The following is a 25658-nucleotide window of genomic DNA, read 5'->3' on the forward strand; positions in this document are numbered from 1 at the left end:
ATCATAGACCGCTGTTTATTAAGGAGACGTTATGCAGGAATTGATATCTCAGGTAGAAGAACTCGGCATTGAAATAAATCACACCACTTCGCTGGTGATGATTTTTGGCATTATTTTTATCACCGCCATTATTGTTCACGTTATTTTGCACTGGGTGGTATTACGCGCATTTGAAAAACGCGCCAGCACCAGTTCCCGTCTGTGGTTGCAAATTATCACGCAGAACAAATTATTCCACCGCCTGGCGTTTACGCTGCAAGGTATCATCGTCAATATACAGGCCACGCTCTGGCTACAAAAAGGCAGTGACGCAGCAGATATATTAGTGACTTGCGCACAGCTGTGGATCATGATGTACGCCCTGCTGTCCCTGTTTTCTCTGCTGGACGTTATTCTCAACCTGTCACAAAAGCTCCCAGCCGCATCCCAATTACCCTTAAAAGGTATATTTCAGGGTATCAAACTGATCGCCGCCATCCTGGTCGGGATCCTGATGATTTCCCTGCTGATAGGTCAATCGCCGGCAATACTGATAAGCGGTCTGGGTGCCATGGCAGCCGTGCTAATGCTGGTATTTAAAGACCCGATTCTCGGTCTGGTGGCCGGAATACAGCTCTCGGCCAACGACATGCTTAAGCTTGGCGACTGGCTGGAAATGCCGAAATACGGTGCAGACGGTGCTGTTATCGATATTGGTTTAACCACCGTCAAAGTGCGCAACTGGGATAACACCATCACCACGATCCCCACCTGGTCACTGGTATCAGACTCTTTTAAAAACTGGAGCGGAATGTCGGCTTCAGGTGGTCGGAGAATTAAACGCAGCATCAGCATTGATGCCACCAGTATCCATTTTCTTGATGAGGATGAGCGTCAGCGACTGCATAAAGCACACCTGCTGAAACCGTATTTGACCACGCGTCACCAGGAAATCAACGAGTGGAATCAGCAATTAGATGCGCCTGAATCGGTATTGAATCACCGCCAAATGACCAATATTGGTACCTTCCGCGCTTATCTGAACGAATATTTGCGTCATCACCCGCGTATTCGCAAAGATATGACGTTAATGGTGCGCCAGCTTGCGCCAGACGATCACGGATTACCAATCGAAATTTATGCTTTTACCAATACGGTGGTCTGGCTGGAATATGAAAGTATTCAGGCTGATATCTTCGACCATATCTTTGCCGTGGTCGAAGAGTTTGGCCTGCGCATTCATCAGTCGCCTACCGGAAACGATATTCGCGCACTGTCTGGCGCGTTTCAGCGTTAATCTGCAGAATAGATAAATCACCGATCTCATCACCAGGATGAGATCGGTAGAAACTTAGCGGGACTTACGACGCAGCAGTTTAAAGGCCACAAACAAGAAAATGATCCACACTGGCAGCAGGATAGCTGACAGGCGCATCTCATCCATCGTACACATCAGCACCAGGATCATGCCAAGGAAAGCAATACACAGGTAGTTCCCTGCTGGATACAGCAGCGCTTTAAACTGTGTGTCACGTCCTTTGCGACGCATCGCCGCCCGGAATCGCAGATGTGCCAGGCAGATCATAATCCAGTTCAGCAGCAGCGTCGCCACCACCAGCGCCATCAGCAGGCTAAAGGCCTTTTGCGGCAGCACATAGTTGATCAGTACCACCAGCGACGTAATAGCACCGGAAAGGATCAGTGAATTCACCGGTACGCCGCGACGGCTGACGCGGGTTAAGAACTTCGGTGCGTTCCCCTGAACCGAGAGACCAAATAGCATACGACTGTTAGAGTAGACGCCACTGTTATACACCGACAGCGAAGCCACCAGGATGACAAAGTTCAGCGCAGAAGCCACCACGTTGCTATCAAGATTATGGAAAATCATCACAAACGGGCTGCTGTTGGATTTCACTTCCACCCACGGGTATAGCGCCAACAGCACCACCAGAGAACCGATGTAAAACAGCAGAATACGGTACACCACCTGGTTTACCGCCTTTGGAATGCTTTTCTGCGGATCCTGCGCTTCCGCGGCGGTAATCCCGATAAGCTCCAGCCCGCCAAAGGAGAACATAATCACTGCCAGCGACAGAATTAACCCGTTCCAGCCGGTAGCAAAAAAGCCGTTGTAACGCCATAGGTTATCGATGCTTGCATGTTCCCCGCCGTTACCGGAAAACAGCATCCACACGCCAAAACCTATCATGCCGATAATGGCCAGCACTTTAATCAGTGCGAACCAGAATTCCGTTTCGCCATACAGACGTACGTTGACCAGATTGACGGCGTTGATGATCACGAAGAATGCCGCGGCCCAAATCCAGGTCGGGACATCGGGCAGCCAGTACTGCATGTAGATCCCGGCCGCTGTCAGTTCCGCCATACCGACCAGCACAAACATCACCCAGTAGTTCCAACCGGACAGAAAACCCGCGAACGGTCCCCAGTATTTATAGGCAAAGTGGGCAAAGGATCCGGAAACGGGTTCTTCCACTACCATTTCGCCCAGTTGACGCATAATCAAAAAAGCGATGATCCCGGCCACACCGTAACCCAGTAACACCGCAGGTCCCGCCATCTGAATAGCCGGGCCAATGCCTAAAAACAGGCCCGTACCAATTGCACCGCCCAGTGCAATTAACTGAATATGGCGGTTTTGCAACCCTCGTTGAAGCGTCGGCTCATTTGTTGACGCGGCATCAGACACGCTGGTGTCAGATGCAGTTGACGCGTTTTTCACGCCCTTCCCCTGTGTCGTTTTTATTGAAGGGGCTTCTTTTAACATTTCAACCTGGTTGTCGCAAGGCGCAATCGATTGGATACGCCGGGCTTCCTTGCCCAACGCACCGAGGCTCTGCAGAAAAACAATAGAAAGAAGGCGAGTTGTTATTGTTTATTCAGGTCAATACGTACCACGTTATCTGGCGCAGAGGTGGAGTGGTCTTTATTAAATTTCTGTTTCACGGTGACAAACAGGGTTTGCCCATCTGCCGAGAGCAGCAGGCTGTTGGGGTTAGGCGGTAAGTCCCAGCTTTTCTTCACACGGTAGTCGGTCGCATTCAGGCTGAGTAATTTCCCTGAATCACGCTGGGTAATATAGATTTCGTTGCGTTTTGCGTTGAATTTCACCGCCAGCGAATCACCCACATCCAATTTTTTCAACAGCTTACCGGTATGGATATCCAGCACCAGGGTGGTCTTCGCTTTCGAGTTGTCGGTAACAAACAAGCGACCCGTTTGCGCGTCCTCTGCCATATTCAGCAGCAGCGCAGGTTGTTCCCACAGCGGCTGCCAGCGTTTCTCAACACGCTGATTACGCGGGTTGATGACAAGAATTTCACCGCCGCCGTTAGCCGCATAAATTCGCTGCGTCACGTCAGAATAATGCAGTCCGGTCATCCATTTACCTGTATTTTTAATGCGGGTTTTCAGTGTCAGGGTTTCAGCGTCAACCACCCAAATCACCGCCGGATCCGCCACGGCGCCAATATAGAGCAAGCCGTTATGCAACAGAACCTGACGTGCACCGTACGGGAACCCTTCTGGGTTACGTTCCGGGAACAATACGCGATTTTTCACTTTACCGTCAGCGGTATTCAGCGCGCTAAGGCCGCCATCCAGTGAGTTGGTGACATACACCGTTTTACCGTCCGGCGAGATAGCCATACCAAAGTTTTTCATATCGGTATGACTCAAGCCGAGCGTTTTAAGCGTTTTCGGATCCAGCTTGTAAACCACACCGCCCTGCACATCTTTAAATCCTTCGGCGCTGGCAACGTACAACGCATCCCCTGCCGGGCTAAGCGCCATTTCATATAACCCAGCCGCCAGCGCGCGTTGCTGTACATCGGTGACGGCAGGTTGCGTTGTTTTTTCCGTAACGCTGGCGTTGCTGGCTGGCGTGGTATGCGGCGCACAACCGCTTAACGCCGCAACAATCAGCAATGCCAGCGCGGATGTTGTTTTTTTCATTGTAGGGATCCTTACCAGAAGTAATACAGAGAGCTAATAACAAAGGAGAATGAGAACTATACGCATTATCTTTACTGAATCAAGAATAATTACCCGAGAGTAAAAAACATGAAACAGAGGTTTGAAGATGCAGACAGGTGCGCGCGACTTCCGGTTTTTCATAATTACAGTGAATTATTCTGGACGAAAAGGCATCGCAGGCCACAGAATGCGCTTTACTGTTTTTCTAACATTTTCAAACGGGTGAACCTGTTGTACTTCAGCCACTCGTTTTTTAGCCAGGCCAGGCAACGACTGTCATGAATAAGATCATCAAACGACTGGAAATCGTCAAAAGCGCTATTGAACTGGAAGATGAGGAGATTATTTTCCAGCAGGTGGCGCATCTTAAAAATGAACCTTTGTCAGTCGTACCTGGCACCATTGTGCAGGCGATCGAAGAACGACGTTTTAGTGATGCCCTGCGTGAAATCTCGGCCTGGCTGCAATCTCAACGGGCAGTCTCTACGTGGCAGGATCCAGCCATTGCCGCTAGTAAGCTGGAACTCAAAGCGCTCGAAACACAGCTGCGTGACCTGATCGATAAGCGCAACACGCGCATTCAAATCCTCGATGATTTCAACGATCTGTATCACCTTCGTCTTGGACCGCTGATGAGCCGCATTCTCGAACTGCGTAAACAGCTCGCCGCCAGCGCCCAGCGCAAACAGGAAGCGGAGCGAAAACGCCGGGAAAAAGACTATCAATCCTGCCAGCACTATATTTCCCAGGCTGTTGATCAACTGGCCAGGCTCAAGCAGCACTGGATGAACCAGAATTCAGATTCGCGCGAATCGGTGGAAACACGCCAACGTATTCAGCAACAAACGGAACTGATTACCGCCCTGCTGGCGGAGATTCGTGAGTTGGAAAACGACTTTTCTCGCCAGGACGACAGCGCAACCCGTCAGGCACAGGAAGAGGCCAGCCATGAATATGATGAATATCAGGAGCAGCAGCAGGATGCGCAGCATCGTTTTAGCCGTGACCAGCGGCTTTCCTCTGATGAACGTAATGAGCTAAAACGCCTGTGGCGTCAGGCCAGCCGTCTTTGCCACCCGGACGTGGTAGCCGATGATCTGAAAGAGAAAGCGCATCAGATGATGGTGCAGCTTAACCAGGCGCGCCAAAATGCCGATCTTGCCGCCGTCCGGGCGCTACTGACTCAATTGCAAAGCGGCCTCGAACCGATGATGGCGAGTGACCGATTGAACGATTTGCAGCATTTACGCAGCAAAATACAACAGCTCAGAGAACACATTAACGCGCTGCTGAAAGAGATTACCGAACTGGAAGCGGAGAACGCCTGGCGGCTTGCCACCTCCGTGACAGATAAAGAGGCCTACTTCTCCGATCAACAACGGGCGCTTACGGAAATCCGCAATACGCTGGAACAACAGGTGCAACAAGTTGAGCAGGAGCTGTTGGCGGGCTAAGCGCTATCGCTAGCGCATTAAGACAAAATGACACCTGCAAGCCAGATTTCAACATTAGGCACAAAAAGACCAAAAAAGGATAAAGCACTAATAAACTGCTTTAACGTAGAAATATCATCTGGAATAATCCTATTTTTAGCCGATAGGTGTAAATTCGGCAATATTTCCCTCTTCTCCTGACCTTCCACCTCCTACGTCCTGGCCAGGATTAAGAATTCTCCTACCCTCAATTAATCCCATGAAGAAAAATGAGTATCTTATTGAAATTAAAGCCATTACATATAAATACCTTTCTTTAACCCTAGGAATACCCTGCCTTTATACAAACCTCCTTCTTGTTATTATCCCGATCCATAAGCGAAATCTATCAATCATTTACGCAGAGCTGAAATAAACGATTTATCTTAAATTTTAACAAAGTGTAATATCCACTTTAGGATAGTTAATGATTCTAATTAATACAGAGAATTTCTGTTTGATCTGGAATTAATAAGGATACGTTCACAGCACAGAACGTTATACGAGATTTAATTAACATTTCACGCGTCGCAAGAAACTCTTTTTTAACCTAAAAAAAGAGGCGACTGCTTGCACCAAAATTTCAAGGAGATCGTTATGTCAAAAGCTATTTTTTTGGGTGACTCAATTTACCCTTGGCTAGGCATGCGAGAAATCCTACGTGGCTCATCATTATTTATTGATATCACGTACTACTCCTCCCAGACACTTTCTGCTGTCAAAATGCTCCCTTATGAAACGGATTGCATCATCATTAATCCTGACAAATCAGATTTTTTAAAATATGCCAGGATTATCCGCAACATGGCTTTACGACCTGTCACCAAAATTATTGTTTTGGCAGATGAAGCTACCTTTGCCATTTTTCAAACCGTTTGCGGGAAGAACATGCAATTTCTCGATCAAGACACCAGCCTTGATCAGCTATTACAGACCGTCACACGTATCACGCAAAACAAAAAACAACAAAGTATCAAAGAACTACACACAAAAATTACAGCTAACGAATTTAACGTAATGATGATGCTTGCCCGAGGATGGTCACTGACACAAATCGCCGGGGCATCACAAAAAAGTGAAAAAACCATCGGGGCGTACAAAAGCAATATTGCCAGAAAACTCGGCAAAAATAACACCCGGCTCAAGTACACCATTTCCCACTATAGCCAGCCGTAACTGACTTATTTAAAGACAATTATCACGGTTATTATTTAAAGAGGTTTTCTTTCGACTCGCTTTTTTAATTCCGCATCGCACGGAAGGGAACCCTATTTCCAAAATCCATTACCGGGTAGCACATCCGCGTGCCAACCATAGCCAACAACTCAACGTATTAACACATACATAACAGGAATGTAGACAAGGGTTATATATGAACAAAGTTTACAGCATTATTTGGAACGCGGCGCTCGGTATCTGGGTGGTCGTTTCTGAATTAACGAAAGGAAAGAAAAAAAGCAGCTCGCGTAAAACTGTCGCCGTACTGGCAGCTGGCGCATTAAGCGGTGCTTCATTGCTGGCTTCTGCAGCCCAGATTACCGCAACGGGTGAACACGATATTCATGAAGACTTCAAGACAGGTATTTCCGCTGGGGTTTATGAGGGTATCCACGACTACGGCTTCTTATATGAAGATAACACCACCGGTCAGGCACTGAATATCAGTGGTGCAATCCCAACATTTAGCCCGGGTCAAAGCGGCGTTGTTGAATCAACCACTATCCGGGAACTGCTGGAAAGCGGCAAAATCACCCTGCTGGCGACCAGCCCTGACCAGAGCGTAAAAACCATTACCAACTCTGAAGAACTGGCGGAATACTTGACTTACAACCAGTCGTCAACGCCTTCGCAGAGCACAGAATTTGATATCAACGATCCGGCGTTTCCCGGCGAAAAAACAACCATCAAAGTCTTTGATACCAATGAGTTAAATGGTTTTCTTACCGAAGCGCAAGTCGGCGATGCGGTATTAAACACCTTTGATGCTCAGAAATCAGAAATCTATAAGCAATTTGGTATCGCCCTGGCGACAAATGGCTCCATTGCGAATCTGAATATTGGCGACGACACCCTCAATGTGCGTGACAAAGCCAATACCATCGAATTGCTGGCAAAAGATTCCTCGCTGCTGGAAGCGCAAGGTACTGCAAGCCAGGTGAACTGGCAGTCAGATAACTATATAAAATTTAACGCAGCCCCGGTGATCCCTGAAAAAACGTTCACCGGTTCAGCGCAAACCTCCGTGTTTGGCGATGAATTTTCGCTGATGACCTATGGCTATGACGAGGATGGCAAGGTCGTCGAAACCGGGGAGCGCACATTTACCATTACCAACACACAAGAACTGGCCGAATTCAATGACTGGCTGTTGGGCAAAAGCGACGACGCGGCACAAAACCCTGATGGTGAAAAAGTCAGCCAAATCCAGCTGTGGATAGATGCGGAGGAAGTCACAACCGTCACCGCAGCACAAACAAAGTACGCCGAGCTGATTGAAAATCTGCTCACCTCCGGTAAGCCAGCTGACATACTCAGCTGGGATTACGACGTCTGGACCGACGGTTTGTCACATACCAACAACGCGACCGCTGGCCGTGGTGAGTTACATGCCATCTATGCCAACGGCGCAGGCACCTCCGGCACCTTGAACAAAGACGCGATTATTGCCGTTGACGGCAGTATTAATGGCGTGATGAAAGCCATTAATGGTGGGGTTATCACTAACCTGGGCGAACTGAACGCATTACGCACGTCTACCGGGCAAAGCCTGGCGATTGGCATGCTGGCAAAAGACGCGACGGCAACCAACAACGGGATCATCAACTCCGGGCTGTTTATTGATAAAGACGGCAACCAAAACGTCAACAGCTATGGCGCATTTGGTATGCAGGGGCAAGGCGCCAGTCAAATCACCAACGAAGGTACCATCAACCAGGCGATCACCACCGATAACTTCGGTACCGCTTCTGCCGCCGATCCCTGGAGCAAGGACAAACCCACTGACTCGCTGACGCTGGCCATTGGTATGCAACTGTCTGACAATGCGCAAGGGGTCAACAACGGCGATATCAACGTCGTGGACGGGCGCAAAAACGGTGCATCCTACGGCAGCGGCATCGCCTATGGCGTAGAAGTCGCCGACAACGCCACCTTTACCAACAGCGCAGGTGCCTCTATTTATCTTGGCCGTAACGCAAGTGATCCGTCTAAAGATGTCACCATGTCAGGCGGTTCAAGTCTGAGCGCCGGGATCATGACCAAGAGCGCCAAAGAGGTGATTAACAACGGCCTTATCACGCTGGGAACCGGTGTACGTAACGCCGCGGGTATGCTGATTGGTAACGCGACCGGCAACGTCATCAATACCGGTAATATCGTGATCAATGGCGATTCCAGCGCGGGGAGTAGCAGGAACTACGGTATCACCGTGCGTGACAGCGGCGCGGAAAATAATCAGGAAATCCGCAACGACGGCAAGATTAACGTCAACGGCACCAACAACGTCGGCATCCACGTCAGCGCAACTAACAAAAATGCCGAAGCCACGACCAGCGCTTCAGGCTCTATCGTAGTTGATGGTGAAGGTAGTGTCGGTAACCGTAACTATGCCGTCTGGGCTGAAGGTGAAAAAGGACAGGCGGTTGTCAACGTCTATTCCAACATCACGCTAAACAAAGCCGGGAACATCGGCGTACACGTGCGTGATAACGCCGTCGCTAACGTCGACAGTCTGAGTAGCCCGGCATTCAACAGCACCGATCAGATTGGCTATTACCTGTATGGTAAAGGCGCAACTGCCAATATTGGTCAGGCGGTAATGAATGACAACGGGCAGGATCGCACAACCATTTTCCGTATTGCCAATGGCGCAATGCTGGCCGGTAACACCACTACTCCTGACGGTCAGGCCAGCTCTAACCTTGACCTGACCTTAAGCGGCGAACAGTCCGTTGGCGTATTAGCGACGGGCACAGGCAGTAGTGTGGATACCGGCGAAGCCACGTTCACCGTGCAGGGTACCGACTCTGCCGCGCTGCTGATAGAAGGCGGTGCCACAGGTAACATCAGCGATAAAACCACCATCAATTTAACCGGTGAAAGAACCATTGCCGGGGTAGTGGACGGTCAGGCTCATCAGTTGAATGGCAACGCAGAAGGTAGCGCCACTCCGACCATCCTCACTTCAAACGCAAAAATCACTTCAGAAGCCAGCGGCAACAAGGTTATTGCCTATGTGGCAAGGAACCAGGGCAGCCTGATCCTCGATACCCAGGCAATTATCGATCTTGCCAGCACCGACAGCATTGGGGTTAACGTGCAACAAGGCGGGAGTTTAACCAATAACGCGACCGCTGCCTTACATGTGAGTAACGGCATTGGCGTACAAGCTTCGGGTTCGAACGCACAGATTAAAAAATTGGGTCAGATTCAAGTTGATGATGGAACCGCAGGGGTTCTGCTGACCAACGGTGCCAGCCTGAGTATTACCGGTAATGCCGGTGATGCCATCACGACTAATGGTTCGGCCGATGGTATTCGTCTTGATACAGGAGCCGGTAAGCTGGCTGCCAAAGGGATGATTATTAGTGCCGAAGGTACTGGTGCTGGCATTCAAAACGACGCCAACAATACCGATATCACACTCAACGATGTCACTATCAATGCCAACGACGGTCCGGGGATCCGTACCAGCGTCGCGTTAAACATGAAAGATGGCCTGAATAACATTCTGAACGTTAACGGTAAAGGTACCGGCTTCGCCTTTGAGCAGCGCAATGGTGACGCAGTGACAGGCAATCTGACCATCGGCAAAGGCTATACCGTTGAGGTGCATAACAGCGAAGGCAGCGGTATCCGCGCCAATACGGACGGTAAGGTCACCACCAATGCCGATATCAACGTCTACGACAGCGCAGGTGGTTCTGCAATCATCGCTAAAAATGTTAGCGCAATAGCCAATAGCGGAAAAATTATCTCTGCCAGCACCACCGCACCCGTTATTGATGCCAGCGGTGACAGCAATAAAAAAATCACCAATACCGGTACCCTTCAGGCTATCAACGATACAGCAGTGGCGATTCAATCTGGCAAGGGCAATGACACCATTGATATCAGCCAGGGTATCACCAGTGGCGTGATCAACACCGGAGAAGGCAAGGACACCTTTAACTGGCAAAGCGGAACCTTTGCGGGCGAGGTGAATTTCGCCGGAACCGGCGGCAACAATAAAGCCAACATCGGCAATGTGACGCTGGATAAAACGCGCCATATCACTACCGAAGCCGGCAGTGGCAACGCCCTCACCTTCACCAATACACACGGTAACAGTGCGAAAATTGGCAGCCTGAGCAGCGATAACCTGACCACCGGTACCAACATCGGCACGGGTTGGGACTCACTGACAATTAGCGGTTCAAGTGCAGATATGCGCATCGTCGATCGTCTGCAACTGGCAAGTAAAACCATTGCGGTTACCAATGGCGCAACGCTGCGTACCGGCGATCACGGCGAGTCCACCAGCACTGCCGCGACCATCGCTGACTACAATGTGACGACTCAGGGTGCAGGCAGCCGGGTCATCTTTGACACGCAGGGCGATACGGCGGCTGCGCAGATCTATAACGGCGTCATCAGCGGTGATGGGAAGTTTGAACGCGCGGCGGGCGGCACCACTGTCTTTACCGCCAACAACACCTATACCGGCTCTACCACTATTGATCAAACCGGTACGCTGCAGTTGGGTGACGGCGGAAATACAGGCGGAGTCAACGCCGTGTCTGACATCATCGACAATGGCGTACTGGCGATTAATCGGGCCAATGATGTGCTGCTTGGCGGCGTAATCTCCGGGATCGGTGCGTTACAGCAGATTGGTAACGGTATTACTCGCCTGACGGGCAATAACACCTATACCGGCGACACGACCGTCACCAGCGGTACGCTACTGGTGAAAGGGAATCAGAGTGCCGCGACGGGTGTGACCAAAGTAAGCGGTACGGCGACGCTGGGGGGTAACGGGGTGATCGGCGGCGACGTGCTGATGAACGATGCCTCTACCCTCAGCGCCGGTGACGGCGGTGCGGGTACGTTATCCATTAACGGTAATCTGCAGCTTGGCAGCAAAACGACCTCCGCTTTCGAACTGGGTCAAGCCTATACGCCAGGCGGCGCGCTAAACGATCTGATTAACGTCGCAGGCGATCTGCAACTGGACGGGACTCTGGACGTCACCACTTCACAGGGTGGTAACTTCGGACCGGGCGTGTACCGTATCTATAACTACGGTGGCACGCTGGATAACCAGACGCTGGAATTAGGCGCGATACCGAATAGCCAGGATAAGAGCAATATTTTTGTTCAAACCTCCATCGACAAACAGGTCAACCTGGTGAATGCCAACGGCGTTACCCTGCAGTTCTGGGACGGCGCAACCGTTAATCAGAGCCACGGCGCGTCCGGCATTGAAGGCGACAGCAAAATTGACGGTGGCGATGGCAAATGGATGGCAATCGGCAGTCAGGGTGATAACAACTGGACCACCGCAACCGGTGAGGGTAACGCCCCTTGGGCACAGAAGTCCTTCGCCGTCTTCACCACCAAAGGCGGTACCGTTACCGTGGATAACGCCGCGGGAGAAGTTAACTTCTCCGGAGCACAGTTTGATGCCGATGGCTATGTCGTTAAAGGCGATGCGCTTAACGCGTATGCCACCACGGAAAACGCGACCCACGCAGGCCAGACGCCGGGGACTGGCGAACTGCTGGTGCGCGTTGGCGCTGGTGGCGCGGGGCAAAACTATACCGCGACCATTGAGTCCGTTATCCGCGAGGCCAGTACTGCTGACAAGCTGACGCTGGTGAAAACCGACCTTGGCCGTCTGATCCTCAGCGGTGACAACGAATATCGCGGCGGCACGCGCATTGATGGCGGCACGTTGCAGATCTCCTCCGACAGCAATCTCGGCCAGAGCGGAACTGACCTGGCCATCAATAACGGTTCAACGCTGCAACTGGGCGCGGACCTGACCAGCAATCGCACCATTGAGCTGGGAGCGAATGAGAATGCTGCGGTGTTTGACCTTAATTCGCACCACTTCACGCCAACCGGTGAGATTACCGGCGAGGGTAAACTGAAAGTTACCAGCAGCTCTAGTGATGCGGGCAGCACCTTGTCGCTCGACCGCGCAAACAGCTACAAAGGCGACACCGAAATTGCCGGTACCGGAAACGCCAACAATGTGACGGTCAACGTCAGCAAAACCGGAGCCTTTGGCAGTAATGAAAGCAGCACCGTGAACGTCAATAAGGGTGCGACGCTCAATGTCAGCGGGACAGATACCAGCCTGAAATCCCTGACTATGAACATCGCCGACAGCCTGTTAACGCTGGCGGATAACATCACCGCCGCAAGCGCAATGCTGAACCTGACAGGCACGGCGAAAGCGGTGTTAACCAACAACGCCAGCGCGGGCAACGCGACGGTTAACGTGTCAAAAGACAGTACCCTGGCGCTGGAAGAAAATGCCAGCGGGGGCAATGCCACCGTGAATAACAGCGGACTGATGACCTTTGCTGACTATGCGATGGCAGAGAACACCGTCGTTAAAAACCTGGTTGGCGGTAAGGTCGATATCAGCGCAGTCGACAGCGCAACGTCTATCGGCTCGTTGTCCGGCGCGGGTAATGTCGAACTGGGCAATAAAGAACTGTCGCTGGGTAATCTGCATCTTGATGACACCATCAGCGGTATTATCAGCGGCAACGACGGCAGCCTGGTGAAAATCGGTGACGGTACGTTGACGCTGACCGGCGATAACACTTACACCGGCACCACGGACGTCAATGAAGGCGTGCTGCTGGTCAACGGTAATCAGTCTGCGGCTACCGGCCAGGTGACGGTGAAATCCGGGGCAACGCTCGGCGGTAACGGTATTATCGGCGGCGCGGTTGATGTGCTGGACGACGCGCATATTACCGCGGGTGCAGCTATCAACAGTGTGGGTAAACTGACTACCGGTTCTCTGACGCTCAGTGATAACGCCCAACTGGATTATCAGTTTGGTCAGGCTTATACCCCGGGCGGTGCCTTCAACGACTTGATTGACGTAAATGGCGATCTGACGCTCGACGGTAAGCTCAACATTGAAACCTCACCAGGCGGAAGCTTTGATGTGGGCGTTTACCGCGTCATCAACTACACCGGCACATTGACCAACAATGTGATGGATATTGCTAACGCACCGGAAGCAGCTGACAGCCTGTACGTGCAGACATCGGTGAAAAATCAGGTCAACCTGGTCAACCACGCCGGACTGACGCTGCGCTTCTGGGACGGCACCGGCGGTGAGAATGGCGAGCTGAAAAATAACGGCGTCATCAACGGCGGCGACGGTATCTGGCAATCCAGCCAGGGTAACGACAACTGGACTACCGATGAATCGACGCCAGAAGGCGCGTTGAACGCACCGTTTACCGATGCCGCATTCGCCGTCTTCCAGGGTGAAGCGGGCAACGTAACCGTCGATAACAGCAAAGGTGATGTCATCATCAGCGGCGCGCAGTTCGCCACCGATGGTTATCGTGTGGGCGGCGAAGCCATTACCACCGACACGGCAAACACCCTGATTCGTGTCGGCGATGGCACAGTAGACGGCGCTAGTTATACCGCCACTATCGACAGCGTTATCCGCGGTGCCGGCGGCCTGAATAAAGGCGATCTCGGTACGCTGATTCTCACCGGCGACAATACTTACAGCGGTGGCACCACCATCACCTCAGGGACGCTGCAGGTGGCGGGTGATACCAACCTGGGTGCGGCAGATACGGGAATTACCTTTAATGGCGGTACGCTGAAGTATGGCGAAGCGTTTGATACTGCCCGTCAGGTGACGCTGGAATCCGGCGGCGGGACATTCGACACCAACGGGCATGACGTTTCTCTGCTGACGGAAGTCGAAGGTAACGGTCAACTGACCAAAACCGGTAAAGGCTCCCTCACCCTGACGCTGGATAACACCTACACCGGTGGCACCACCATCGAACAAGGTGTTTTACAACTGGGTAACGGCGGTGATATTGGCAGCATTCAGGGGGATGTCGTTGATAACGGCGTACTCAACGTCAATCGTGGCGATACCCTGGCGCTGACCGGCAATATCAGTGGTAAAGGCCAGTTGCATCAGACCGGTAGCGGCATTACCGAGCTGCAAGGTGAAAACAGCTACAGCGGCGCTACGTTGATCGCCAACGGCGTGCTGCAAGCGGGTAATACCAACACCCTGAGTAGCGCATCACACCACTATGTAGTCGCAGACACCACGTTGAACACGCAGGGCTATAACCAGACGGTAGCGGGCCTGAGCAACGGTGGCGATGTCTCGCTCATCGGTCAGCAGACTGGCACAACCTTAACCGTCAAAGGGGATTACACCGGCGAAAAAGGGACTATCAACATGGCAGCTATCCAGAATGGTAGCGGAGCAGGCATTGCCGACCGTCTGATTATCGATGGCGGTAAAGCCAGCGGTAGCACACTGCTGGATGTCGATGGCTCTGGTCTTGGCGCGCCGACCATTGGGGATGGTATCGAAGTGGTGACTGCGCTCAATGGCGCAACCACAACCGCGCAAACCTCACGGGATGCCTTCCATCTTGCCGCCGATCGTATGGCTGCAGGTGCGTTTGAGTACCAACTACATGCGGGTAATGCTCAGGGCCAGGGTGAAAACTGGTATCTGAGAAGTGAATACCGTCCAGAAACCATGCTGTATTCTGGCCTCGCCAGCGTAGTACGTCAGGGTGATATTAGCCTGTTAGGTAACATGCACCAACGTATGGGGGACGAGGTTAAACCGGGCATTGATGAAGACAATCGCGCCTGGGCAAGAATGATTGGCTACTCCGGTAAAACCAAACTGGATGATGCTGCCGGTACGCAAACCAGCTCCCATACCATGGGTATCCAGGTCGGCGTTGATATGTATGCTAACGAAAGCTGGAAAGCCGGGATGTATACCAGCATCCTTGATATCGACAGCAACGTGAAAGGCACGAAGACAGGCAGCGATGGCAAAGGCGGTAACATCGACGACAACGCATTTTACGTCGGTGGCTATGCGACCTGGTTCTCGGGTGACGGTATGTATGTTGATAACGTCCTGCAGTACGGTAATCATAAATCCCGCCTGGCGGCGACCGGTAACAACGGCTCGTATACCGTCAGAGGCAACACGCTGACGGCGTCGACAGAGGTGGGTAAATCGTTCCGTTTAGGCGCCAGCGCATGGAGTCTGGAGCCTCAGGCTCAGTTGATCTACCAGTACAGCGACTTTGATAACAGCACGCTGGATGGTGTGACCCCAACGAAAGTGAAAATGGATACCGCAGACTCCTTTACCGCGCGTCTGGGCGTGCGTCTGGTCGCTGACTATGACACCAACCATGGCAAATTCCAGCCGTACGGCAGGGTTAACGTCTGGCAGGGTCTGGGTTCAAAAGACAAAACGCACTTTAGCAATGCGGTAGCCACCACTACGCTGGAATCTTCACAGCAGTACTCCAGCACTGAAGTTGCAGCCGGCCTGTCATGGTCTATCGACAGAAACCTGCAGGTCTACGGTGAGCTGGGTACGCAATTCAGCAACGGCGGCAGTAAGTCGCAGGTCGAAGCGCCGGTCAATGCCTCTATCGGCTTTAAGAAATCGTTCTAAGCTGACATAAACTCGCCAGCCTCCTGTTCAGCAGGGGGCTTTTTTTTGCTTATAGTATTACAGGGGTGGCTGATGCGCGACGCGTATCAGGCCTACAGACTTACCAGCAACGTGGAACAATCAAGGGATTGGGAAACGTAAATACGGAAGGATTAACGATTATATTGCGCTAAGAGTGAAGGGATCTCTTGTGCCTGTACCGGGGGAGAAATGAAAAAGCCTTGAATTTTGTCACAACCAATCTGCATCAACCGGTCCAGTTGGGACTGGGTTTCCACCCCTTCGGCAAGGACTTCGATACCAAAATTATGCGCCAGTGAAATAATACCCTCAACAATCTTTGTCGATCGGGTGTCGGGTTCAATGCCAGTGACAAATTCTTTATCAATTTTTAAGGTATCAAAAGGATATTTCAACAGGTAATTAAGATTAGCATGCCCGGTTCCAAAATCATCAAGCGCAAGCTTGACCCCTATCGCCTTTAATTCCGTCATATTTTTAGCCGCAATCTGACTGTCGTACAGCGGTGACGTTTCGGTGACCTCTATTTGGCATCGATGGACCGGCAATCCGGAGGTGGCAAGATTTTGTCTGACGCGTTGGGGTAACAGAGGATCGCAGAATTCAAGCGCGGAAATATTGACGGATAATACAATGGGGTCAGGCCAGGAAGTTGCAACATCCCACGGAGAGTGAGTAACCATATCTTCAATTGAAATAATATTGCCGCTATCTTCCAGTAACGTAATAAAAACATCGGGAGAGATCATACCCATCTGAGGACTATTCCAACGCATTAATGCTTCAAATCCGCTTATACACTGGGCATGTAAGTTGAAAATAGGCTGATAAACCATATAAAGTTGACTGGTATTCAAAGCCTTTTCAAGCGCGGTTAGCACCTCACTGGAATTAAACATTCCCCTATCCTTCTACAAATCATAACATTAAAAACCAGTCAAAATCACTCCCGAATTGTATCTACTATTAGGTGTATTACATCAGAAAAGAATGGTCAGGTTAGGGTAAAAAAGACATACGATGGGTAAATCTGACAATTAACTTATTTAAATCAGAGGTATTGGTCAGGCCAAGCTTGGCGACGACTCTCATCTTATGTGCCTGAATCGTTTTATAGTTCAGGCTAACTAACTCAGAAATTTCTTTGGCTGTATAACCACTTACCAGTAAGTTCAGGATCTGCTGCTCTCTTTCGGTTAATCTTTTCTGCGAACGATACAGTCGGGGGTTCCATTTCCCGACTGATAATGTCGCCAATTGACCAAAATCACGCAATGAAGATTTTTCAGTCAAAACTATTATTTTTTCGACATATAATAACTCTACGCATAATTTCGCCACCAAACTATCAGCAACAATCACCACGACGTTATTATAAAATTTGAATCGGTTTTTATTCAAAAACTGAACAATGTCCGAACACGCATGTTCATTATCGATGATATTAAAAACCATGGTTTGATGCTGGCATAATGATGACTGATGCAACATATCCTCAAACTGGAATGTTTGTATCGGTACATGTTTGCTGGTGAGGTAGGCAAACATACCATTGCCCACAAAATTATCACTGCCACACATCAACATCCTGTTCACCGTTCCTTATAAGCTTCTAATCTTGTTACTCATTAAAAATTTAATAATAATTTTCTCGACTTCAGTCTCTTCACGACGATTTTTAAAATCAAACTCACACGAAATCTGATGACAGGAATACAACTGGTTATCCTCATCAAACTCATTGATCAGGACGACATCGATCACTTTTAAGTCCAGTTGTAAACTGCCAAATGTATCGAAATCCAGAGATGCATTTTTAATCACCGCATCTTTATAAAGAAAACGGGCGTTTACATCTTTAACGATTAACGCACAACCACCCTGCGAGATATTTTTGATCTTGAAAGAGTAGTTTTCTCCATTTTTGTAACGACCAAAACAGAAAAAGTCATACCCCTTCATGAAGGAAAAACGCTGATTTTGTCTCTGCTGGGCAAAGAAAATCAAATCCGGTATGAGGTAGGATAATCCTACTTCTGCACCTGCTGATGGGGTTTGCTCGAATCTGGCACTAAATTTCACAATCCCGCTTTCGCTGTGCAGGATAAAGTATTGGACCTTTTCAGGAACAATGTCTTCGTGCCAGGAGATAACAAACCGCTCGAAATCAACCTTCTCTAACTGCGTGATAACGCTACTGTTTTCACATAACACTTCCAGTTTCGTTTTCTTGTGCAGCTCTTCACGAAGGGTAGCTATGATTTCAAACTTATCTTCCTTTGCTAATCCAAAGCTCATTCTAAAACCCTTATTTCCATATTTAAGATATGTCCCGCGTTTGGTGACTCACAAAACGCGAGATCAGCATCCACCCCTGGTGCTTAATTACCATAGTGGATTCCATGTCGAACAGTTGATTAAAAATTAAGTTTTTAACTATCTTTAGCCATTTATTGATACGTAAAAACATTTAATCAAAGTTAATTCTAGCTGAAGTCATGCCTAAAACCATGCGAACGTGTTGTTTAATTATAACAAAAGTGAATAACAATCTTTTTTAAAGTGTCATTTTGAGATAACAAATAGCAAGAATTGTACAGAAAAAAACAGAGAAAAATGAATGGGTTTTGATGGAGGAACTACGCAATATGCGAACTGGTGCGCTATCGAAAGAAGAAAGAAGAAAGAAGAAAGAAGAAAGAAGATGCTTACGTCACTATATTATTAATCAGTAATATAAGTCCGACTGGTTATTGTGGCAAAGCGAATCATTGTATTTCATGTATAACATAAATTTCCCTTAGGGCAGAAAAAAGGCCAGCGTCCTGCTGGCCCGGTAATTACCGAATCGAACTATAGTGGCTTACTGTCTTGCAGAGGGTACAACGTTAAAAATTCAATACTTTTGCTTAATAATTAATCGGGAAGAATCCGCGATGATCATCACCGCTCCCGCCAACATTAACGTATCTTTTAACACCAACCGTCCAGCGCCTGACAAGTACGGAAATCCGTGGTGTAAATCACCCAGCGGCATCACCCATGCTTCTGGTGTGGTTATTAAAAATGATAAAGTTACAATTGGTGTGGCAAATGCCAGAACGCCGCCAATTAATCCCAGCCAACGGCTAACAGGATTAGCCAGCACCAGCAAAGCGATAAGAACTTCGACTACGCCCAGGCCATTTGAGAACGTATATGTGTTATTCGCCGTCTGCCATTCACGAGCCTGCGGTTTGAATTCACCTTCGTGGGTTAAATGTTGTTTGTATTCTTCTGGATGCTCATAAAAAAATGACATTACCGGACTATTGGCGACAAACGGCGTAATGCTGTCGGCTTCGTAAGGTACAAATTTTAATAACCCAATCCAGATAAAAACAATCGCGATACTCAGGCGAATCAAGGTTAATCCAACCCTATCACCTTTGCCCAATATACGAAGATATTTTTCCATTCCGGCTCTCCTCACTTGTACAAAATTGCCGTTGCGTGAGTGCTGCTATCAATGCGCATTGAGGTAATTTTCCAGGAAGTCGCTTTCTTTTCCTGTGCCAGTTTCGCAATGGCATCTTCCACCACGGAAGGAGTGCCAGACACAGTCGATACGCTCACGTGGGCAACCTCGGTTTGCGCTAACACGGAAAATGTCACCGGAGCAGTCAGTAATGCAGTCATTAGTAACGTAGTTTTAAACATGTTCATTTCTATTCCCATTAACAAGTTATTTCAGTGGGAATATAATAAAACATGTCACTTTATTTTATTTCATCCGTAACGCCAAAATAACTGTCAATTAGTATCAGGAAATATAAAAAAAGCCCCACACGGGTGGGGCAAATATGTAGACTACGCTATTATTATTTAATGAGAGAAAAGAGATCGTTTAGTGATTCGCTCATGCTTGGATGGGTAAATATTTGGTCACGCAATGTGGTATAAGGTAACCCCGCATCCATAATCGTCTTGATGATATTAATCATTTCATGAGAATCCACGCACAGCAGCGACACACCTAATATTTGTTTCGTTTCGCTATCCACCACCGCTTTAAGTACGCCACGGGTATCATTCATCACCCGCGCACGCGGGATAGCCGCTACCGGCAACGTCACGACCTGCACCGCCGCACCGCTGGCACGAGCCTGTTCTTCAGTCATTCCGACGCGGGAAAGCGGCGGCGTCATAAAGACGGAATATGGTACATTTTGACGATCGCCCGTGTTACGTACCCCCTCGCCTAGCAGGTTGTCGCGCACAATACGGAAGTCATCCAGCGAGATATAGGTAAATTGTAATCCACCAGTGACATCGCCCATTGCCCATATGTTATCTGCCGAGGTACGTAGATATTTATTTACAATAATGGCACCGCGGTCGTTTACATCCACACCCGCATTCTGCAGCTGCAGATTTTCAGTCGCCGGTTTGCGACCCGATGCCACCAGCAGCACATCCACCGTCTGGGTACCTTCCGGCATGTGCAGCTGTACTGCACTATCGTGAGAGGAGACAGACTGCACGTTGGCATTGAGGATCAGCTCAACGCCTTGGTCGCGTAAAATGTTGGCGATAGTGTCAGCAATATCCCGGTCTTCACGAGGCAAAAACTGCGGAGCTGCTTCATAAATAGTGACTTTGCTACCAAAGTTGGCAAACATCGATGCGAATTCAACGCCGATATACCCACCGCCCAAAATGCCCAGACGCTCGGGACGTTGCGTCAAATTCAACAACCCGGTGCTGTCAAATACGCCAGGCGTCGTGGTTAATCCCTCAACGTTCGGAATCGTTGACTGGGCGCCAGTATTAATAAAGATTTTCTCGCCGCTCAGTTCAACCTCACCTGTTGGCTGCACGACCCGCACTGTATGGTTATCAATGAATTCAGCACGACCTTCAATCACATCCACGTTTTCCAGATCGGCAAGATTGTGGAAGTTTTTATCGCGCAGAAAACTGACAACGGAGGTCTTGCGCTGCATCGCTGCGGCAAAGTCATGCTGAAGTTCAGCATCGTGTACCAGGGTTTTGGTGGGAATGCAGCCGATATTGATGCATGTCCCACCATACATGATGTTTGACTGTTCAATAATCGCTACCCGCCAACCCGTTTTGGCCAGTGTTGCCGCCAGCGTTTTACCCGCTTTACCAAATCCGATAATAATCGCCTGATACTGATTCATGCTGTCTCTCCGCCATGTCACTGTTCGTTTGTTGAACTGAATTATAGGTTTAGAGATGCACGAACAATGTATCCATAACGCGCCAATTACTGTCAGATCGTCTAAAAAGCCACTCTTTCCCTTCCACTCAACCTATTGAGTAATTAAACTAACACCATAAAATTATTAATAAAGCTATGTGTTATAGCGTTGTTTTCATCTCAATTAGCATTAGCAAAAACTGCCCAGGAGTCTTCATGGACGCACTTAGCCGATTACTTATGCTTAACGACCCGCAGGGCTCGATTGATCAAAACTGCCTGTTGAGCAGGGACTGGCAACTGCCGCATGCGGCGGGTGAACTGTCCGTTATTCGCTGGCATACGGTAACCCAGGGATTCGCTCAACTGGATATGCCTGACGGAACATCTTCCACATTACGCCCTGGAACAATAGTCATTCTGCCGCAAAACTCCGCGCATCGTCTGTGCCAGACAGGGGAAGAACAAACGCATATTGTCTGCGGGAGCCTGCGATTACAGGCATCTTCACGCTATTTTTTAACCGCGCTTCCGGAAGTATTATTACTGGCGCCTGAGGAGAACAGCTCCGTCAGCCATTGGCTGAAGGCCATGATTGCGCTAATGCAGGAGGAATACATCAACGACCTGCCTGGCTCCAGCATCGTTTGCAGCCAGCAATGCGCTACGCTGTTCGCATTAACCGTTCGCGAGTGGCTCGCCCAGTCGACACCCGCTAAAAATGTGCTGAATTTACTGCTGCACCCCAGGCTTGGATCCGTTGTATTCATGATGCTGGAGTCACCGGCTTTTGCCTGGACCGTCGAAGAACTGGCAAAACGAGCACATATGTCGCGGGCCAGCTTCGCACAGCTATTCCGTGAAGTATCAAACTCCACGCCGCTGGCGGTGTTAACCGCGCTGCGCCTGCAGTTCGCAGCCCAGATGCTATCGCGCGGTACACAGCCGTTAATCGTTATTGCCGAGTCGGTGGGTTACGCCAGCGAATCGTCGTTTCATAAAGTCTTTTTACGGGAATTTGGCTGCACGCCGGGCGAGTACCGCAAACGCGTGAAAGCGTTGACGGTATAACGCAACGCCTGCTTCGGCAGTAAAACCGAGGCAGACGAGCGCTTCAGGGCATTACTTTTGGTGGCGATGCCTGTGCAGCCACATCAGCTTATAAGCGGCCGGAATAATGAACAGAGAGAGCAATGGTGCGGTGATCATGCCGCCAATCATCGGCGCGGCTATGCGGCTCATGACTTCTGAGCCAGCTCCCGTCCCCCACAAGATAGGTAACAGACCCGCAATAATCACCGCCACGGTCATCGCTTTCGGGCGCACGCGCAGCACAGCACCGTGATATAACGCTTCATCCAGCTTATCCGCCGTAAAGGTTTGCGGATTTTCCAGCGCGGGTTCGGCTTCAATAGCGTGGCGCAAGTACATCAGCATCACCACGCCAAACTCCGCAGCAACACCGGCCAGGGCGATAAATCCGGTTCCGGTTGCAACCGACATATGGAACCCCATCCAGTAAAGGAACCAGATGCCGCCCACCAGCGCAAAAGGCACACTGGTGATAATCAGCAGCGCTTCACCAAAGCGACGGAAGGCCAGATAAAGCAGAACGAAGATTATCATCAGCGTCATCGGCACCATCAGTTTGAGCTTATGACTGGCGCGCTCAAGCAGCTCGAACTGCCCGGAAAACGCCACGCTGGTCCCCGGCTTTAACTGTACGTTTTCAGCGATCGCTTTTTTCAGATCGTTCACCACTGAGACCATGTCACGATCGCGGGCGTCGATGTAAATCCAGCTGGTTGGTCGCGCATCTTCGGTTTTCAGCATCGAAGGCCCCGAAACCACCGTCACATCGGCGACATCCGCCAGCGTGATTTGCTGTTTCATGGGCGTCAGAATGGGCAGATTACGCAGCGCTTCCGGGCTATCACGATAGCTCTGCGCATAGCGAAGGTTAATCGGATAACGTGCAATCCCTTCCACCGTTTCGCCGACCATTGCGCCTCCGACCGCAGAGGTGACAAACAGTTGCACCGCGCCGACGGTCATTCCGTACCGGGCCGCTTTCTCCCGATTAATATCCACATTAATATAGCGCCCCCCGACCAGGCGCTCAGCCAGCGCCGAAGAGACGCCCGGCACGGTTCTGGCCACCTCTTCAATTTGCTCCGCCGTGGCGTCGATATCTGCCAGAACATTACCTGACACCTTAATGCCAATTGGGCTTTTGATCCCCGTAGAGAGCATGTCGATACGGTTACGAATCGGCGGAACCCACAGATTCGCCAGTCCCGGCAAGCGTACGGTTTTATCCAGCTCGGCAATGATTTTGTCCATCGTCATCCCCGGACGCCACTGGTCCTGCGGCTTCAGTTGGATCGTCGTTTCAACCATTTCCAGCGGTGCGGAGTCTGTTGCGGTTTCTGCCTTACCGGTTTTACCAAACACGCGCGCCACTTCCGGAACGGTCATGATCAGCTTGTCGGTTTTTTGCAGCATGTCCGCTGCCTGCGCCGCTGAGATCCCCGGCAATGTCGAAGGCATATACAGCAGGTCACCTTCGTTAATCTGCGGCAGGAATTCGCCACCGACTTTATTCAGCGGGTAGATAACCGTCAGTATTGAAAGCACCGCCATCAGAATGGTGGTCTTGGGCCAGTGCAATACCTTCAGCAATAGCGGATGGTAAATACGGATCAGGAAACGGTTAAGCGGGTTGCTGCTTTCTGCAGGTATTTTTCCGCGGATCCAGAATCCCATCAGGATCGGAATAACCACGATGGCCAGAAACGCCGCACCTGCCATGGCATACGTTTTGGTGAACGCCAGCGGCCCGAACAGTCGCCCCTCTTGCCCCTCAAGCGTGAAAATAGGGATAAACGACAATGTGATAATCAGCAGGCTGATGAACAATGCCGGGCCGACTTCTACCGAGGCGTCAGTAATAACCTTCCAGCGCGTTGCGTTATCCAGCTTTTCATGCGGATGCTGATGCCCCCACTCTTCCAGCCGCTTATGGGCGTTTTCAATCATCACGATGGCGGCATCGACCATCGCCCCGACGGCAATGGCAATGCCCCCCAGCGACATGATATTGGCGTTCAGCCCCTGGAAATGCATCACGATGAACGCGATACACAGCCCCAGCGGCAGGGAAATAATCGCCACCAGCGCAGAACGCAGATGCCACAGGAACAATGCACACACCAGCGCAACAACGATAAACTCTTCCAGCAGCTTGTAGCTCAGGTTATCAATGGCGCGGTCAATGAGCTGACTGCGATCGTATGTTGTAACTATTTCTACGCCTTCCGGCAGGCTACTTTTCAGCGTATCGAGCTTGGCTTTAACCGCGGAGATCACCTCACGCGCATTTTTACCGGACCGCAGAATAACCACCCCGCCCGCCACTTCGCCTTCGCCATTCAGTTCGGCGATCCCACGGCGCATTTCCGGCCCAATCTGTACGCGCGCCACATCGCGCAGGTAAACAGGTACACCGTCGGCCCCTGTTTTCAGGACGATGTTATTGAAATCATCGAGCGTTTGCAGATATCCACTGGCGCGGACCATATATTCCGCTTCAGCCATCTCAACAGATGAGCCGCCCGCTTCCTGATTCGACGTATCCAGCGCCGATTTCACGTCCGCCAAACTGATGCCATATTGCGTCAGCTTCATTGGATCAATAACAACCTGATACTGTTTAACCACGCCGCCTACCGAGGCGACTTCCGCTACGTTGGGAATCGTTTTTAACTCATACTTTAAAAACCAGTCCTGAAGAGAACGTAATTCCGCCAGATCGTGTTTCCCGCTGCGATCCACCAACGCGTACTCAAATATCCAGCCGACACCCGTGGCGTCCGGTCCCATTTCCGCGCTAACGCCAGCCGGCAATTTTCCCTGAACCTGGTTGAGGTACTCCAGTACGCGCGAGCGCGCCCAGTAAGGATCGGTACCATCTTCGAAAATGACGTACACGTAGGAATCGCCAAACTGCGAGAAACCGCGCACAGTTTTCGCGCCCGGTACCGACAGCATGGTGGTGGTCAGCGGATAGGTCACCTGATTTTCAACAAGTTGCGGCGCCTGACCCGGATAGCTGGTTTTGACGATCACCTGAACATCAGAGAGATCGGGCAGCGCATCAACCGGGGTATTGATGATGGTCCAGGTTCCCCAAATACTGAGAAACAGCGCCCCCATCATCACCAGAAAACGGTTTGCCACCGAGCGGCGGATAATCCATTCAATCATTTATCAT

At 50.3% G+C, this 25658-nt stretch carries 15 protein-coding genes; 5 read left to right on the forward strand and 10 right to left on the reverse strand.

Going from position 1 to position 25658, the window contains the following annotated elements:
• The first annotated feature begins 31 nt into the window (after positions 1 to 31).
• Complete coding sequence (locus OGV74_RS19305; RefSeq protein ID WP_086503807.1) at positions 32 to 1276, forward strand: mechanosensitive ion channel family protein; 1245 nt, start codon at positions 32 to 34, stop codon at positions 1274 to 1276.
• Between the two features lie 54 nt (positions 1277 to 1330).
• Here OGV74_RS19305 and pheP read toward each other — a convergent pair whose 3' ends face one another.
• Together pheP and OGV74_RS19315 are read right to left on the reverse strand one after the other, a co-directional pair.
• Positions 1331 to 2725: a phenylalanine transporter gene (gene pheP / locus OGV74_RS19310; protein WP_003021979.1), complete on the reverse strand. Its 1395-nt coding sequence runs from the start codon at positions 2723 to 2725 to the stop codon at positions 1331 to 1333.
• 146 nt (positions 2726 to 2871) lie between these two features.
• Positions 2872 to 3957 (reverse strand): YncE family protein, encoded by a 1086-nt coding sequence (locus tag OGV74_RS19315; protein ID WP_086503806.1) that lies wholly within the window; start codon positions 3955 to 3957, stop codon positions 2872 to 2874.
• Between the two features lie 299 nt (positions 3958 to 4256).
• Here OGV74_RS19315 and OGV74_RS19320 point away from each other — a divergent pair, with 299 nt between their 5' ends.
• On the forward strand, positions 4257 to 5432 hold the full coding sequence (locus OGV74_RS19320; RefSeq protein ID WP_003021972.1) for a coiled-coil domain-containing protein: 1176 nt from the start codon (positions 4257 to 4259) through the stop codon (positions 5430 to 5432).
• Between the two features lie 17 nt (positions 5433 to 5449).
• On the opposite strand, the gene OGV74_RS19325 is transcribed toward OGV74_RS19320, so the two are convergent.
• Entirely contained in the window at positions 5450 to 5620 is a 171-nt protein-coding gene (locus tag OGV74_RS19325) for a hypothetical protein (protein WP_158655874.1), read from the reverse strand.
• A gap of 427 nt (positions 5621 to 6047) precedes the next feature.
• Between OGV74_RS19325 and OGV74_RS19330 the strand changes: the two genes are divergently transcribed.
• Positions 6048 to 6626, forward strand: coding sequence for a LuxR C-terminal-related transcriptional regulator (locus tag OGV74_RS19330; RefSeq protein ID WP_003835695.1), 579 nt, complete (start codon positions 6048 to 6050; stop codon positions 6624 to 6626).
• Between the two features lie 196 nt (positions 6627 to 6822).
• Positions 6823 to 16158 (forward strand): autotransporter outer membrane beta-barrel domain-containing protein, encoded by a 9336-nt coding sequence (locus OGV74_RS19335; RefSeq protein ID WP_286521393.1) that lies wholly within the window; start codon positions 6823 to 6825, stop codon positions 16156 to 16158.
• Between the two features lie 152 nt (positions 16159 to 16310).
• On the opposite strand, the gene OGV74_RS19340 is transcribed toward OGV74_RS19335, so the two are convergent.
• From OGV74_RS19340 to rclA, 6 genes are all read right to left on the reverse strand, one after another.
• Positions 16311 to 17078, reverse strand: coding sequence for a putative bifunctional diguanylate cyclase/phosphodiesterase (locus OGV74_RS19340; protein WP_003021969.1), 768 nt, complete (start codon positions 17076 to 17078; stop codon positions 16311 to 16313).
• Between the two features lie 100 nt (positions 17079 to 17178).
• Positions 17179 to 17760 (reverse strand): helix-turn-helix domain-containing protein, encoded by a 582-nt coding sequence (locus tag OGV74_RS19345; RefSeq protein ID WP_008319941.1) that lies wholly within the window; start codon positions 17758 to 17760, stop codon positions 17179 to 17181.
• A 21-nt stretch (positions 17761 to 17781) separates the two neighbouring features.
• Positions 17782 to 18477, reverse strand: a complete 696-nt coding sequence (locus OGV74_RS19350) for a flagellar brake protein (RefSeq protein WP_003021965.1) — start codon at positions 18475 to 18477, stop codon at positions 17782 to 17784.
• A 598-nt stretch (positions 18478 to 19075) separates the two neighbouring features.
• Complete coding sequence (rclC, locus tag OGV74_RS19355; RefSeq protein WP_032948756.1) at positions 19076 to 19636, reverse strand: reactive chlorine resistance membrane protein RclC; 561 nt, start codon at positions 19634 to 19636, stop codon at positions 19076 to 19078.
• An 11-nt stretch (positions 19637 to 19647) separates the two neighbouring features.
• Complete coding sequence (gene rclB, locus OGV74_RS19360; protein ID WP_003835706.1) at positions 19648 to 19878, reverse strand: reactive chlorine resistance periplasmic protein RclB; 231 nt, start codon at positions 19876 to 19878, stop codon at positions 19648 to 19650.
• Positions 19879 to 20039: 161 nt separating this feature from the next.
• Positions 20040 to 21365, reverse strand: coding sequence for a reactive chlorine resistance oxidoreductase RclA (gene rclA / locus OGV74_RS19365; protein ID WP_286521397.1), 1326 nt, complete (start codon positions 21363 to 21365; stop codon positions 20040 to 20042).
• 236 nt (positions 21366 to 21601) lie between these two features.
• Here rclA and rclR point away from each other — a divergent pair, with 236 nt between their 5' ends.
• Positions 21602 to 22456 carry a reactive chlorine-specific transcriptional regulator RclR gene (rclR, locus tag OGV74_RS19370; protein ID WP_086503802.1) on the forward strand — a complete coding sequence of 285 codons (855 nt, stop codon included), beginning with the start codon at positions 21602 to 21604 and terminating at the stop codon, positions 22454 to 22456.
• A 51-nt stretch (positions 22457 to 22507) separates the two neighbouring features.
• Here the strand turns inward: rclR and OGV74_RS19375 are convergent, their stop codons facing one another.
• Positions 22508 to 25651 carry a CusA/CzcA family heavy metal efflux RND transporter gene (locus OGV74_RS19375; RefSeq protein WP_086503801.1) on the reverse strand — a complete coding sequence of 1048 codons (3144 nt, stop codon included), beginning with the start codon at positions 25649 to 25651 and terminating at the stop codon, positions 22508 to 22510.
• Between the last annotated feature and the right edge of the window lie 7 nt (positions 25652 to 25658).

This window comes from Citrobacter sp. Cf116, from assembly GCF_030336505.1.
Classification (GTDB): domain Bacteria; phylum Pseudomonadota; class Gammaproteobacteria; order Enterobacterales; family Enterobacteriaceae; genus Citrobacter; species Citrobacter freundii.